This window comes from Prochlorococcus sp. MIT 1303 (genome assembly GCF_001631965.1).
Classification (GTDB): domain Bacteria; phylum Cyanobacteriota; class Cyanobacteriia; order PCC-6307; family Cyanobiaceae; genus Prochlorococcus; species Prochlorococcus marinus_D.
In genome coordinates, this window is the sequence record NZ_LVHK01000003.1 from 1 (window position 1) to 13,556 (window position 13,556).

Here is a 13,556-nt window from a genome sequence, read left to right on the forward strand (position 1 = left end):
GGCCGCTACCGCCGCCCGCTTCTCTGAACTTGAAGTAGGACAGCTCGTGGAAGGTCAAGTCGTAGCAGTGAAGCCCTACGGTTTCTTCATAGACCTAGGCGGTGTGAGTGGCCTCCTTCACCAATCCATGATCACCGGTGGCAGTCTTAGATCCCTGCGGGAGGTATTCAACCAAGGCGATCGAGTCAAAGCCTTGATCACCGAAATGGACCCTGGTCGCGGACGCATTGCCCTGAACACAGCCCTACTGGAAGGACAACCGGGCGAACTCCTAATCGAAAAAGATAAGGTTATGGCTGAAGCGACTGATCGAGCCAACAAAGCTCGTAACGTCCTTAGGCAGCAGGAACAGTCAGCAGGATGATTGCTGCCAATACGCCCAACATCACAGACCAACACCCTAAGACCGACTGGGAGCTCGACTTCTACTCGCGACCAATCCTTGAATCTGACGGCAAAAAACGTTGGGAGTTATTAATTAGCAGCTCCCAGGACCCTTCAGGGACTGCACCATTCCGCTGGGTAAAACGCTGCCCTGCAGGAGAAGTCAATTCACTGTGGCTGACCGATGCCCTAAGAGAGGCCCTGAAAGACTCTCAGGGACAAGGCTGGGAGGCCCCACTGAGGCTTCGCTGTTGGCGTATATCGATGCGCACCATGGTGCAACGGGCTGCCGCAGAGCTTGGCATCGAAGTCATTCCAAGCCGCCGAACCTATGCCCTACTCGACTGGCTCGCCGAGCGAGAAAGGGACGTCTACCCCCTTGAGGAGGGCTACATGGCTGGTCCGCTGGCTCCTCCTCCAACTCCGATACCAACACCCCCAGTGCCTCTGCCTGAGGCCGTAAGGGGAGACGCCTGGAGCTGGGCCTCCCTACCCTTAGGTTTGCTACGCGAAGCCCAAGAGTGGCCAATCGGCTTCGGTGGCCTACTACCAGTGGGAGCAAACGACAACGACAACATCCCTGTGCCAGGTGTACGGATGTTCAGTCAAACCCGTGCTTTGGCTCTAGCAGGCTGGCTTGGAGGCCTGGAACCAGTTTGCTTAGTCGTCGATGGCACGCAGCTGATGCTTGAAGCAGGCCAAGACGATCGCTGGCTGGTGACGGATTTAGATGAAAAAACAGCCAAGGCAGTTCAACAGAGCCTCCTAGAATCAAGAGAGCAAGCCGGCGGACTGCAATTCATCTCTGTGCAGACCTCCCCAGAAGAAAAACGATTTGCTGGTTTCTGGATGCTGCGTGACCTGCCGCAACCATGACATCGCTGGGGCAGGCAGCGGAAACTGACAACCAAGACCCGCTTGCCACTCCAGATACCCTGTTTAACCAACTCGAAGGATGGACCTGGGTCGGTTGCTATGGGGGCTACTACCTGCAGGCCGACCTTCTACAAAAGGCTGGTTTCGAACATGGATTCTTCACGCGACGCTGGCAAGATCGAGGCCCCGATCAACTAGCTGGTTACCTAAGCGCAGGCATTAGCGTTCATAGACCCCAACAAGTTCATGGCGACAGGGTGCTCGAAGCCTCACAAGCCAACCGCCCACCCTGGCCGGAAGCTGATGGCCTCGTCAGCGACAGGGGTGGACAAAGTCTCTGGGTCTGCACTGCCGACTGCACTCCAGTACTGATTGCCGACCACTCGACAGGACATGCAGCCGCATGTCATGTGGGCTGGCGAGGCTTAACCGCCAAAATCCTGCAGGAAGCTCTAGCAAAGTTGGAATCTCGAGGAGCAAAAATCGAGACTCTGCTTGTTGCTCTAGGACCAGCTGTGAGCGGTTCCAACTATCAGATTCAAATTGATGTTGCCGAAGCTGTGGCAAAGAGCCTCGAAGCAGATCCAAACAACCCACCAATCCAGCTGGAAAAACGGCTCTCCGCGCTAAAAAAACGAGGCATTCTCGATGCAGACAAAGAGCCACAGCAACTGCGTCTCGACATTCGTTTGGCTGCTGCTGACCAACTAAAACAAGCTGGGTTCAGCAGCGAGCAGATCAGCAGTTGCCCACTATGCACAGTGGCAGAGTCCAGCCTCTTTTATTCATGGCGCAGGGACCACGTCAAAGCCGTGCAATGGAGTGGAATCGTCGCTCAAGCTGGAGAATGAACAACCACAAGCTGTTTCGCCAGGGCTTCTGCAGCCCTAATCCCATCGATGCCAGCCGAAAGGATGCCTCCGGCATAACCAGCCCCTTCTCCAGCAGGAATCAGCCCAGTGGTGTTAAGCGACTCAAAGGAGTTATCCCTGGGAATACGCACAGGCGATGAGGTACGGGTCTCAACCCCAGTGAGTACAGCATCAGGATGCTCATAGCCTGGCAAACGCCTAGCGAAGGCCGGCAAGGCCTCTCTTAAAGCCTCAATCAACGGAGCCGGCAACATCTGATTGAGGTCACCCAGCGTGATCCCTGGCAGATAAGAGGGCGTCACCTCCCCGAGGCAAGTTGTAGGCCTGCCCGCCAGGAAATCCTCCTGGCGCTGAGCAGGGGCACAATATCCACCCCCTCCAAGCTGAAAAGCCCTTCGTTCCAACTCCCGCTGCAGGGCCACCCCTGCCAGAGGATCTCCTGGCCAACGCTCATAACTGCACAAATCCTGATGCTCCAAATTCACAACCAAGGCACTGTTGGCATTGCGTTCATTGCGCGTGTGTTGACTCATGCCATTGGTAACCACACAATCTGCTTGCGATGTAGCACCCACCACAACTCCCCCCGGACACATGCAGAAGCTATAGACAGAGCGGCCATTACGAGCGTGATGCACCAACTTGTATTCCGCATGGCCGAGTTGTGGATGACCCACCATTGGCCCCCAGCGCGCGCGATCGATCAGAGGCTGGGGGTGTTCGATGCGGAGTCCTACAGAAAAGGGCTTGGCCTCAAGCTTCACGCCAACCCTTTCCAACATGGCGAAGCTGTCCCGTGCTGAATGACCCAGGGCAAATAACACATGACGACTGCTAATTGTGCTGCCATCGGCAAGTTTCAGCCCTACCACCTGCAAAGGCTTGCCGGATCGTGAATGATCTAAATCTCGCCGCAGCAGCAATTCATCAACTCGAGTCTCAAATCGAATCTCACCACCAAGCTCCTCAATTCTGGCGCGCATTCCACGCACCACCGTGGCCAATTTGTAGGTGCCAATGTGAGGTCGGTGCACCGTAAGGATCTCTGGATTGGCTCCACTGGCCACCAATTCTTCAAACACCTTGCGCCCATAGTGTTCAGGGTCACTCACCTGGCTATAAAGCTTTCCGTCTGAGAAAGTCCCCGCCCCACCTTCACCGAATTGGGCATTGGAATCAGGATTGAAAGGCCGCTGTCCCCTCCAGAAAGCAAAGGTTTCTAGCGTGCGCTTTTTGATCGACTGACCACGCTCCAACAGCAAAGGCTTGAAACCCATCTGTGCCAGAAGCAGAGCTGCAAAGTAACCACAAGGACCTGCCCCCACCACAACCGGCCGCTGCGTTTCTACTTGAGGGAAATCTGTTGGCGCCTGCGCAACTGGGTAATAGCGGGTGTCTGGAGCCTTACGAATCTTTTGATTGCCTGCGTGGCGTTTCAACAGAGCAGCTTCCCCTCGAACCTTCACATCCGCGCTGTAGATCAACTGGATCCGCTCATGACGTCGAGCGTCAATACTTCGTTTCACCAGCCTGTGATTGATGAGCTGGGAAGGCGGAATACGCAACCGCTTAAGGATGACTGCTTCGATCGCCTCTGGCGAATGATCAAGGGGAAGCTTCAACTCACTCAACCGCAACACGTCATCACCTCACACGTAAAGCGCATCAGCTCCATCCAATCCTGATTCAATCGCAGCAGATTCGAGTCTTGCCTCAGCCAGGCCCCAAAGCAGAAACTCGAGTAAAAACTGTTGTCCCAGAAGGTGTCTGTCCTGCTCGCAAAGCAAAACTGCTAGCGGCGCCCTCCAAACGCACTTGTTTGCCTTCGAGCCGCAAGCGCAAAGCTTTGCAAAGCGGCTGGGGTTCACTTTCTGCATCAACCCATCCAAGAGGATCAGCGCTTCCCTCTGCAGAAGCTAGAGAAGCAGACATCGTTGACAGCGCAATTATTCGAGCAGTATCAAAGCCAGCAGCGGCCAACAAATCGGGCGCCTGCCCCCAATGCTGCTCAAACGATTCAGAAAATTTCTGCCAACCAGGCCCCCGTGAGGATTGCTTCAACAAGAGCTGCTCCCAGGCTTCTGGACCGATATCACTCGCCAAATCCGATGATGCAAGCCATACCCAGGCTGGATGTTGTGGTCCCCGCCCAAGCAATCCATCCATCTGAGCCTTTTTCAAAGCCTGCGCAAGAGGACCTGATGGGCGAGACGCCAAGACAAGAGCATCAGGCCCTAACCAGACCAGGTCCTGCTGCAAACGCTTGAGTCGTTCGCCATCGTCAGGATTCACGCTCTGCACCAACTCGGGCTCGTAGCTCTCCACCCTCCCACCAAGGATCTCAAAGGCTTCAATAAAAGATTTCGCTGCAGCAACACCAAGCTCAGATGGATCTCGCACCACCATGACGCGGCGCCAACCCTGCTCCATCACTCGCTGAGCCATGGCCTGATGGTCATCGCGAACTGGTGCCACCAAGAACCACAAGCGTGTACGTGCATCCAGCTCACCAAGACTTCGTAACGAAGCGCCCCGCTGATAAGGCATCACCACACTGAGATTGCGCTTAGACGCCAGAGCAGAAAAAGCACGAAGATCAGCGGCAGGAGGCGCCACGACCAACTTCAACCGCGGGTTACCTGATAAAGCCACAGCAGGATCATCATCAAGATTGAGAAGACGCAACTTCACAGACGCCAGCGAAAGACCGCAACCTCTTACCTTCTCCTCTCCCAACTGGAAGCCCTTGAGGAAGATCTCATTGGCACCTTCTACAGCAGAGCCCTTTGGCAGCAGAACCACCACAGATGGAGACAGCAACCCACTTGCCGAAACCGCCTGACAGCCAAGGAGACTGGCAAAAATCATTAACCAGCTCCGCCAGGGAGCCTTAAAGAACCTTTGCCTCCAAGACCCACTTGCAATGGAATCTGCAGCCAAAGACGAACCACTTAAAGGGGCCGCTTGGGAGGGGGCCATGATCCTGAAGACCCAACGTCATCAGAGTAGGGCTGATGGATCAGACACTTCTGGCTTTATCACAAGATCTTTCTAGAGAAACAATTTGATCCTGCAGATCCACTCCTATCTCAAGTCTGAGGCGAATCGCACGTTAAACGACCTAAACCAGCAGTCGCTAACCCTGCACTGAGATCTACATCGCTGCCGATCGAGGTCACCCGCGCCAAAAGCACCCCATCGCTAGAACCTTCTGGGCGCAGATTGACCCGCCGTCGCCTGGGTAGCTCTGACTTCAACCAAGCCATCGCCTCCTCCTCCTCAGATGGATCCACCTGCAAACAAGCAAGACGAACCGTATAGGTTCGGTTGTGATCACCAACCAGGAGCAACGAGGAGCTACTCACACGCAGCACTTCCGCCGCCATGACAGGCAATGGTGCGATGAACAAAACAAGCAGAATGCTTAGAAGAACAAACTGCAGTCGTTGCATCAGAGAGAAACCCCAGAAAGTTCAGGGTGGTTAGGTAAACCCACCATTTGAGCGTTGCTCTTGCCAGGAGGAACCATCGGATAGCAATTTTCATCACGTCGCACATGCACATCGATGAGCATCGGACCTGGAGTGGCAAGGGCCTGCTTCAAGCTTGACCTGAGATCCTTTCGTTCAGTGATCAACACCCCGCCAATCCTGAAGGCCTTCGCCAATGCAACGAAATCAGGCATACCCGAAAGCATGTCAGTGGCTGAATAACGATCTTCATAGAAGCTTTGCTGCCACTGACGAACCATGCCTTGCCAGTGGTTGTTCACAATCACAATCTTGGCTGGGATGTTGTACTCAATCAGTGTTCCCAACTCCTGAATATTCATCAGGATGCTGGAATCACCAGCGATACAAACAACCTGCTCGTCTGGCAAAGCAATTTGAACACCAATAGCAGCTGGCATCCCGAAACCCATCGTTCCCAATCCCGCGCTACTGATCCACTGACGAGGCCCATTACGTAAATATTGAGCCGCCCACATCTGATGCTGGCCAACATCAGTTGTTATGTAGGCCTCAGGAGCCAAGTCCCTTATCGCCAAGAGCACCTCCTGAGGATAAATTGGCCCCTCCTCAGGCGGAGTCATCAAGGGGTAAAGGTCCTTCCAACTTTCAATACGAGTTAGCCAAGCTGAAGTCCTCAACTCAACAGGTTCTTGCTTACTCAAGTCCAATAACTTCACCAAGCTGACACCAACATCACCCAATACCGCAACATCAGGACGTCGGTTCTTAGCTACTTCTGCTGGATCAATTTCAAAATGAATCACTCTTGCTCGGGGCGCAAAAGTATCAAGCTTGCCTGTAACCCGGTCATCAAAACGTGCGCCAACAGCGATCAACAAATCACATTCAGTAACTGCAAAGTTGGCATAGGCAGTGCCATGCATTCCCAACATCCCCAAAGCCAAAGGATGTCGCTCATCAAAAGCCCCCTTACCCATCAATGTGGTGGTGACAGGTATCTGGTGACGTTCTGCAAAACCCTTAAGACTCTCGTGAGCTCCGGCAGAAATAACTCCTCCGCCAACGTAAAGGAGAGGCCTCTGAGCATTATCAATTAAATCGAGAGCCGCCTCAATTGAGGAAAGTTCTGGAGCAGGGAATCGGTGAAATCCTGCAGGCACTACGGATCCAGGTTCAACTGGCTGATAGTCGAATTCCTCCTGGCCCACATCCTTGGGGATATCAATCAAGACCGGACCAGGTCTCCCAGAAGCTGCAATAAAAAATGCTTGAGCAACAACCGAAGCCAAATCACCCGGATCGCGAACAACCCAAGAGTGTTTCACGATAGGCAGAGTGATCCCAAAAATATCAGTTTCCTGAAAAGCATCTGTACCAATGCATGGTCGAGGGACCTGTCCTGTGATCACCACCATTGGAACTGAATCCATCTGAGCCGTGGCGATACCAGTAACCAGATTGGTTGCGCCTGGCCCAGAGGTTCCAAAGCAAACTCCAACACGACCTGTAGCCCTTGCATAGCCATCCGCCGCATGGGCACCCCCCTGCTCATGGCGAACAAGGATGTGTTTCAACCATCCCTGCTGCTCCGCCTTATAAACGGCGTCGTAAATGGGAAGGATTGCACCACCTGGATAACCAAAGATGATGTCAACACCGTTGCGGCGAAGAGCATCCATCAGGGCATCGGCGCCCGTAATACGCTTTTGCTCTTGTTGTGATGAACCACCGAGAGCCGTGGTTGAAGAAGTCAAGGTCACGGCAGTGGCAAAGCATGGTCTGCTCCTAAAGATTAAGGGGCTGCCGTACAGATTGCCTATTGGTTCTTCACCATCACCAGCAAAATCAATCCGTCAGTGAGCCTGCTGCCTGAGGGCGAATGCCCCAATACAAATGGACTCCGTTGAGAACAGTCACCCCACAAACGAACCAACAAGAAGAGTGAGACCACCCTTAACTAGCCAGCACTCAGAGCAGACCGATCGCGTGCAAAGGGCCATGGCCACTGATCAGCTCCAACAAAAAAGCCGCAAAGCCAAGCATGGCTATGCGTCCATTCCATGCCTCAGAACTGGTATTCAAGCCCCATTCCCATCTCTCCTGGGGATAGAACTTCACTCGACCGGCCAGCTTGGCAGCCTCATCGAGATTGATCTCTGGCCCCTCAAGACTGGATCCAACCAGATCGGCCAGGCCCTCAATGAATGTGGGGTAAGTATCAAGAGCAGGCACCCGCCTGAAATGAACAATCCCTGCTTCGATCGCCAGCTCGCGGTATTCGATATCAAGCTCGGCGAGAGTTTCGATGTGTTCGCTCACAAAGCTGATCGGCACAACCACTAAATCCCGTGTACCAGCCTCACCAAGCTGCTCAATAACTTCATCGGTATAGGGCTGAATCCATTCCTCTGGACCCACTCGGCTTTGATAGGCAAGGGAATGAGGATTGCCATAGCCAAGAAGGTTTTCCAGCTCAGCCATGATCAAGGTTGTACAAGCCTCGATCTCCTTCTGGTATGGATCACCTGCTTGTTCGACATAGCTCTTGGGCACTCCATGAGCACTAAAAAACACTTGAGCCTCTTCAGGCACATCACTCAGCCGAACCTGCTCAGCGATCAACTCCGCCATGGCACGAACATATCCAGGGTGGTCGTACCAGCTGCGGATACAACGTATTGGCAGCTTGCGGAATGATTCATCAGTCTGTCGTAAGCGCTGCAACTCTCGAAAACTCGAGCCACTGGTACTAATCGAAAAATGAGGGTAGAGGGGAAGCACCACCACCTGATCAATCCCATCAGCTTTGATATCTGCGACAGCGGATTCTGTGAAGGGATGCCAATAACGCATCGCCACATAGCTCGTGGCATCGATACCGCGTTGCCGAAGCAAGCTCTGCAACTCCCGAGCCTGTTGTTCAGTGATCCGCCGCAGAGGTGAACCGCCCCCTATTGAGCGGTAAGCCTGCTCGGATTTACTGCTGCGCAGCGTGCTGATCAACCAGGCCAGAGGCCTTTGAAGAGCGGGGTTAGGCAGCCGAATGATCTCCGGATCGGCAAAAATATTAAAGAGAAAAGGCCCTACATCCTGGATACGTTCAGGCCCCCCAAGATTCATCAAGAGGACACCGACCCGGGCCATATAGAAGAGAGTTCTTTAGAGGGACTTGAGGGTAGCTGCCATCAACGCCAAGGTGGCACCATCCCTACAGGGCCATGGAGCTGAGCAACGAGCTAATCAACATCAACCGTTCCCTGGCTGACAGCGGCATCAACCTGAGAATTGAACAGCGAGGCCAGTGGCTCAATTTACGCGGCGCATTGCCCTGCCGGAATGGAACTGGATTGATCAAAACTCAACGAATCAGTTTGCAGCTTTTGGCAGAACAAAAAGGATTGAAAGAGGCTGAGCGAATTGTGCAACTGGTGCACTACCAACTGCAACGCAAACAATTCGACTGGTCCCAGTGGACGACCAAATCGACACGGACACAACCTGAACAGATAGCGACAGGGCTCAGAGAAGCTTTGGTCAGCTTTGAAGAAGCATTCTTTACTGATCCATATCGCCGACGGTCACCGGCCGGTAGCCGCAGCACATGGACGTCCGCTTACCTTCCTTACTTACGACGACTCAAAGCCCTAGCTGTTAACAAGCAGAGTTGTTTTGATTCAGAGCTTTTAAGAGACACTCTGGCCAGTTATGCAGATGGCAGCCGAAGCCGACAGCAATGCGCCACGGCCCTAGGTGCATTGGCACGCCACCTGGAAATGGCACTGCCGGAAGACTGGCGAGCAGAAGCGGATGGATATGGACTACATCAGGCGCGCTTTCGTCAACTACCCAGCGACAAGCAGATCATCGAGGCGGTGGAGCGCATCCCCAACCCAGGATGGCGACTTGCCTATGGACTGATGGCCACTTACGGCCTGCGCAATCACGAGGTGTTCTTCTGCGACCTTGCTGCTTTAGCGAAGGGGGAAGATCAGGTGCTGCGGGTCCTACCAAACACAAAAACCGGCGAGCATCAGGTTTGGCCGTTTCATCCAGACTGGGTCGAGCATTTTGAACTTGAACAACTAGCAAACAATGCCCAGGCCCTGCCGCCGGTGAATGTCGACCTGCGTCACACCACACTCCAACAGGTGGGGAGAAGAGTGTCGGAACAATTCCGACGCTATCAACTGCCCCTCACCCCCTACAACCTGCGGCATGCCTGGGCGGTACGCACAATCCACATCGGCCTTCCAGACACAGTTGCAGCAAGAATGATGGGCCATTCAGTGGCTATTCATACCCGCACCTATCACCACTGGATCACCCGACGTGACCAACAACAAGCGGTAGATGCAGCCCTAGCTCGAAAGCTCAGCCCATGACCTCACCACTAAGAACCTTTGCCTACGAGCATCGCTGGTTCTATGACCTAGTCACAACCATTTCGGCCCTCAGCGTAGGGGGTCTCAATCGGTTGAGGTCCTTAGGGCTGACTGCTCTTCAAGACAAGCTTTCTAAAGGAGCACCAGTTTTGGATCTTTGCTGTGGGTCTGGCGAAACAGCAGCACCATGGATCAAGGCTGGTTTCGCTGTAACAGGTTTAGATCTTTCACCAAAGGCACTTGCACTAGCAGCTCAACGAACCCCCCAACTGCAATGCATCGAGGGCATGGCAGAAAAGCCACCGCTGAACACCAACCAATTTGAGGCCATCCAAATCAGCCTGGCCTTGCACGAATTCAGCTCAGAAGAACGACGACAAGTGCTCAAATCCTGCATGCGCCTATTGCAACCGGGGGGTTGGCTAGTGCTGATAGACCTCCATCCAGCAGGCCCCTGCCTCAAACTGCCCCAACAGTTGTTTTGTGCCTTGTTCGAAACTGAAACCGCTATCACAATGCTCCAAGCAGACTTGCCCAAGCAACTTCGGGAGATGGGTTACAGCACTATTGAGCAAGAACTATTAGCAGGCCGAGCACTACAACGAATCACAGCCCGCCTTCCATAAGCAGCCCAACTCAAAGCATGCTCAAGACCTTGCCAACATTTTGATGACCAACCCGCCAGCTCCGCATTCGCCCTCTTCAACTGAACTCGATCAGAGCGCAGAAGTTCTCGGCATAGGCGGCCATTTAGCTCCCGAAACCGACCAACAGAGCTACCGCAAACGCATGCAGCGCCGACAAGACGTTCAGCGCCAACGTGTAGAAGAACGAGACAAAGAGAAGGGCCTAATCCTTGTGTTCACAGGACATGGCAAAGGCAAAACCACAGCAGCGCTAGGGCTAGCCTTACGCACCCTTGGCCATGGCGAGCGTGTTGCAGTCGTGCAATTCATTAAAGGAAGTTGGCAGCCAGGCGAAGCAAAAGCGTTAAAAGTTTTTGGTGACGCATTGAGCTGGCATGCCTTTGGAGAGGGCTTCACCTGGACAACCCAAGACCGGGAAAGAGATCAGCAATTGGTATCAAAAGCCTGGCAACAGGCTCTGATTTACCTCCACAGCAACAACCACAAACTTGTCGTGCTTGATGAGATCAATGTGGCCATGAAACTGGGTTACCTCAAGGTAGAAGAAGTACTAGGGGGGATCACGGAAAGGCCACCCCTAACCCACGTAGCACTCACTGGCCGGGGCGCACCAAAGGAGCTCATTGAACGTGCAGATCTGGTCACAGAAATGACCTTGGTGCACCACCCCTTCAAAGAGCAAGGCGTCAAAGCACAAGCAGGCATTGAGTTTTGAAGCAATCAATCATCTCACCTCTAAATCTGCATCCAATAGCTGATCTGTAGCAAATAACCCGACAGACCGTTCACCAGCAAAGCTCTGCTCTATGCACAATGAGCTCGCTCCAACAAGAAGGATCCTGTCTGATGCGTTCAAGCGCTCAAAATGTCAGACGGGCCATCACATCGCTGCGACAAAGCAAGTTCTCTCGCATCGATCAGGAATGATGACTTCATCCAAGCGAATCTGAGAAGCGACAACCCTTCAGACCATCCAGCTCAAGGACGATTAGGAGAAGGCTTGCTACTCTCTTCGGGATCTGGACGATGAATGGCCTACGAGCGAGTCCTTCTAAAACTCAGCGGCGAAGCGCTGATGGGCGATCAGAGTTATGGCATCGATCCAGCAATTGTTCAATCCATCGCAGAAGATGTAGCCAAAGTGGTGGCCAAGGGCACCCAATTGGCGATCGTGGTGGGTGGTGGCAACATTTTTCGAGGCCTAAAGGGTTCTGCAGCGGGCATGGATCGGGCCACAGCCGACTACGTCGGCATGTTGGCCACAGTGATGAATGCCATCACATTGCAGGACGGCTTAGAGCGAGCAGGAGTACCAACCCGAGTACAAACTGCAATCGAAATGCAAGAGGTGGCGGAGCCTTACATCCGTCGGCGAGCCATTCGCCATCTAGAGAAAGGCCGAGTGGTTGTGTTTGGTGGAGGCTGCGGCAATCCATTCTTCACAACTGACACCACGGCCTCACTTCGGGCTGCGGAAATCAACGCTGATGTGGTGTTCAAAGCCACGAAGGTGGATGGGGTTTATGACCGTGATCCCAAACGCTTCCCTGATGCAAAACGCTACGACTCACTCACCTTCCAGCAAGTGCTAAGCGGCGAGCTGGCGGTGATGGACAGCACTGCCATTGCCCTATGCAAAGACAACAATATCCCGATCGTTGTATTTGACCTCTTTGAACCTGGCAACATCGGCAAAGCAGTGGCTGGCGAAGCAATCGGCTCCCGTATCAGCAATGCAACCTAAACAGGCCATCCCAACTCATCCCTTCACCCAGCCTTCGCCTCTCTGAAGCCATGTCGAACCAGGATCTCAATGACAACATGCACAAATCAGTGGAGGCCACACAGCGCAACTTCGCCACCATCCGTACTGGACGCGCCAACCCGTCACTACTGGATCGAATCAACGTTGAGTATTACGGCACCGAAACGCCCCTGAAATCTCTGGCAACAATATCCACCCCTGATTCACAGACGATTGCCATACAGCCCTTTGACAATGGATCAATGGGCCTGATTGAAAAAGCCATTGCCACTAGTGATTTGGGCTTGACACCCAACAATGACGGCAAGATCATTCGCATCAATGTGCCGCCGCTAACTGAAGAGCGCCGCAAAGAGTTCTGCAAGCTGGCAGCAAAATATGCAGAAGAAGGCAAAGTAGCCCTGCGCAACATCCGTCGCGATGCAATTGATAAAGTGAAAAAGCTAGAAAAAGATGCTGAGCTCTCTAAAGATCAGAGCCATGATGAACAGGATGGGATACAAAAACTCACCGACACATTCATCACTGAAATCGAAAAATACCTCGCCGAAAAAGAAGCCGACATTCTCAAGGTTTGAGCACTCGAGATGTGCTGGTCATCGGAGCAGGCGCCGCTGGATCTGCGGCGGCTTTCCATCTGGCTGCAGCCGGCCAACACGTCACACTGCTCGAACAGAATGCACACCAAACGATCAAACCCTGTGGTGGAGGCATGGCAGCTGCGGTGCAGGAGTGGTTTCCATTTGATTTGCAATCGGTCGTTGATGAAGTCATTGAAAGGGTTGAGTTCAGCTGGCAGCTGAGTGATCACGTCGTGGCCGACCTGCAAGATTCCGCCCCGTTTTGGATTGTGCGGCGAGAGAAGCTTGATGCCCTCCTAACAAGCCATGCGATTGATGCAGGCGCCGAACTGCTGCGGCCTTTTGCGGTGAAAAGCCTGCAAAGACAAGAGGGGGTTTGGCAAGTTACAGCCGATGACGGCAGACAACTTGAAGCAAGAGCGGTCGTAGTGGCGAATGGCTCCCTGTCCGCTTGGCCTGAAGCCTTGGGATTGGGACCAAAAACACTGCATCACGCGAGCACCATGTCTGTGCGCCTGGAGGGTCGCGGCAACCTCAAAACTGGTTCAGCTCGATTTGAATTTGGGCTGGTTCATC

14 protein-coding genes are annotated in these 13,556 nt (G+C 53.5%); 9 read left to right on the plus strand and 5 right to left on the minus strand.

Going from position 1 to position 13,556, the window contains the following annotated elements; genetic code table 11:
- The 3 genes from PMIT1303_RS00075 to pgeF form a co-directional block, all read left to right on the plus strand.
- The coding region (locus PMIT1303_RS00075) for a S1 RNA-binding domain-containing protein (protein ID WP_156486843.1) at positions 1-364 on the plus strand (364 nt) is incomplete at its 5' end.
- Positions 361-1,260, plus strand: coding sequence for a Tab2/Atab2 family RNA-binding protein (locus tag PMIT1303_RS00080; protein ID WP_011825439.1), 900 nt, complete (start codon positions 361-363; stop codon positions 1,258-1,260). The genes PMIT1303_RS00075 and PMIT1303_RS00080, both read left to right, overlap by 4 nt.
- On the plus strand, positions 1,257-2,111 hold the full coding sequence (gene pgeF / locus PMIT1303_RS00085) for a peptidoglycan editing factor PgeF (protein WP_063397026.1): 855 nt from the start codon (positions 1,257-1,259) through the stop codon (positions 2,109-2,111). The genes PMIT1303_RS00080 and pgeF overlap by 4 nt, the downstream gene beginning before the upstream one ends.
- Here pgeF and PMIT1303_RS00090 read toward each other — a convergent pair.
- From PMIT1303_RS00090 to hemH, 5 genes are all read right to left on the minus strand, one after another.
- Positions 2,096-3,772, minus strand: a complete 1,677-nt coding sequence (locus tag PMIT1303_RS00090; protein ID WP_063397027.1) for an NAD(P)/FAD-dependent oxidoreductase — start codon at positions 3,770-3,772, stop codon at positions 2,096-2,098. The genes pgeF and PMIT1303_RS00090 overlap by 16 nt on opposite strands.
- Before the next feature lie 73 nt (positions 3,773-3,845).
- Positions 3,846-5,111, minus strand: coding sequence for an amino acid ABC transporter substrate-binding protein (locus PMIT1303_RS00095; protein ID WP_074159170.1), 1,266 nt, complete (start codon positions 5,109-5,111; stop codon positions 3,846-3,848).
- 110 nt (positions 5,112-5,221) lie between these two features.
- Positions 5,222-5,584, minus strand: a complete 363-nt coding sequence (locus PMIT1303_RS00100; protein WP_063397028.1) for a hypothetical protein — start codon at positions 5,582-5,584, stop codon at positions 5,222-5,224.
- Positions 5,584-7,365: a biosynthetic-type acetolactate synthase large subunit gene (ilvB, locus tag PMIT1303_RS00105; protein WP_063397029.1), complete on the minus strand. Its 1,782-nt coding sequence runs from the start codon at positions 7,363-7,365 to the stop codon at positions 5,584-5,586. Before ilvB ends, PMIT1303_RS00100 begins: the two co-directional genes overlap by 1 nt.
- 208 nt (positions 7,366-7,573) lie before the next feature.
- Entirely contained in the window at positions 7,574-8,749 is a 1,176-nt protein-coding gene (hemH, locus tag PMIT1303_RS00110) for a ferrochelatase (RefSeq protein WP_063397030.1), read from the minus strand.
- A gap of 74 nt (positions 8,750-8,823) precedes the next feature.
- On the opposite strand from hemH, the gene PMIT1303_RS00115 reads away from it, so the two are divergent.
- From PMIT1303_RS00115 to PMIT1303_RS00140, 6 genes are all read left to right on the plus strand, one after another.
- On the plus strand, positions 8,824-9,987 hold the full coding sequence (locus PMIT1303_RS00115) for a site-specific integrase (RefSeq protein WP_063397031.1): 1,164 nt from the start codon (positions 8,824-8,826) through the stop codon (positions 9,985-9,987).
- Positions 9,984-10,613, plus strand: a complete 630-nt coding sequence (locus PMIT1303_RS00120; protein WP_063397032.1) for a class I SAM-dependent methyltransferase — start codon at positions 9,984-9,986, stop codon at positions 10,611-10,613. Before PMIT1303_RS00115 ends, PMIT1303_RS00120 begins: the two co-directional genes overlap by 4 nt.
- 43 nt (positions 10,614-10,656) lie before the next feature.
- On the plus strand, positions 10,657-11,349 hold the full coding sequence (cobO, locus tag PMIT1303_RS00125; RefSeq protein WP_063397033.1) for a cob(I)yrinic acid a,c-diamide adenosyltransferase: 693 nt from the start codon (positions 10,657-10,659) through the stop codon (positions 11,347-11,349).
- Positions 11,350-11,664: 315 nt separating this feature from the next.
- On the plus strand, positions 11,665-12,378 hold the full coding sequence (gene pyrH, locus PMIT1303_RS00130; protein WP_063397034.1) for a UMP kinase: 714 nt from the start codon (positions 11,665-11,667) through the stop codon (positions 12,376-12,378).
- A 50-nt stretch (positions 12,379-12,428) separates the two neighbouring features.
- Positions 12,429-12,977, plus strand: a complete 549-nt coding sequence (frr, locus tag PMIT1303_RS00135; protein ID WP_063396153.1) for a ribosome recycling factor — start codon at positions 12,429-12,431, stop codon at positions 12,975-12,977.
- Positions 12,974-13,556: NAD(P)/FAD-dependent oxidoreductase (locus PMIT1303_RS00140; RefSeq protein WP_156486844.1), on the plus strand; the 583-nt coding region annotated here is incomplete at its 3' end. The genes frr and PMIT1303_RS00140, both read left to right, overlap by 4 nt.

Coding starts and splice junctions, on each gene's coding strand:
- PMIT1303_RS00080 (WP_011825439.1), top strand. CDS start 361: ATGATTGCTGCCAATACGCCCAACATCACAGACCAACACCCTAAGACC.
- pgeF (WP_063397026.1), top strand. CDS start 1,257: ATGACATCGCTGGGGCAGGCAGCGGAAACTGACAACCAAGACCCGCTT.
- PMIT1303_RS00095 (WP_074159170.1), bottom strand. CDS start 5,111: ATGGCCCCCTCCCAAGCGGCCCCTTTAAGTGGTTCGTCTTTGGCTGCA.
- PMIT1303_RS00100 (WP_063397028.1), bottom strand. CDS start 5,584: ATGCAACGACTGCAGTTTGTTCTTCTAAGCATTCTGCTTGTTTTGTTC.
- hemH (WP_063397030.1), bottom strand. CDS start 8,749: ATGGCCCGGGTCGGTGTCCTCTTGATGAATCTTGGGGGGCCTGAACGT.
- PMIT1303_RS00115 (WP_063397031.1), top strand. CDS start 8,824: ATGGAGCTGAGCAACGAGCTAATCAACATCAACCGTTCCCTGGCTGAC.
- PMIT1303_RS00120 (WP_063397032.1), top strand. CDS start 9,984: ATGACCTCACCACTAAGAACCTTTGCCTACGAGCATCGCTGGTTCTAT.
- cobO (WP_063397033.1), top strand. CDS start 10,657: ATGACCAACCCGCCAGCTCCGCATTCGCCCTCTTCAACTGAACTCGAT.
- pyrH (WP_063397034.1), top strand. CDS start 11,665: ATGGCCTACGAGCGAGTCCTTCTAAAACTCAGCGGCGAAGCGCTGATG.
- frr (WP_063396153.1), top strand. CDS start 12,429: ATGTCGAACCAGGATCTCAATGACAACATGCACAAATCAGTGGAGGCC.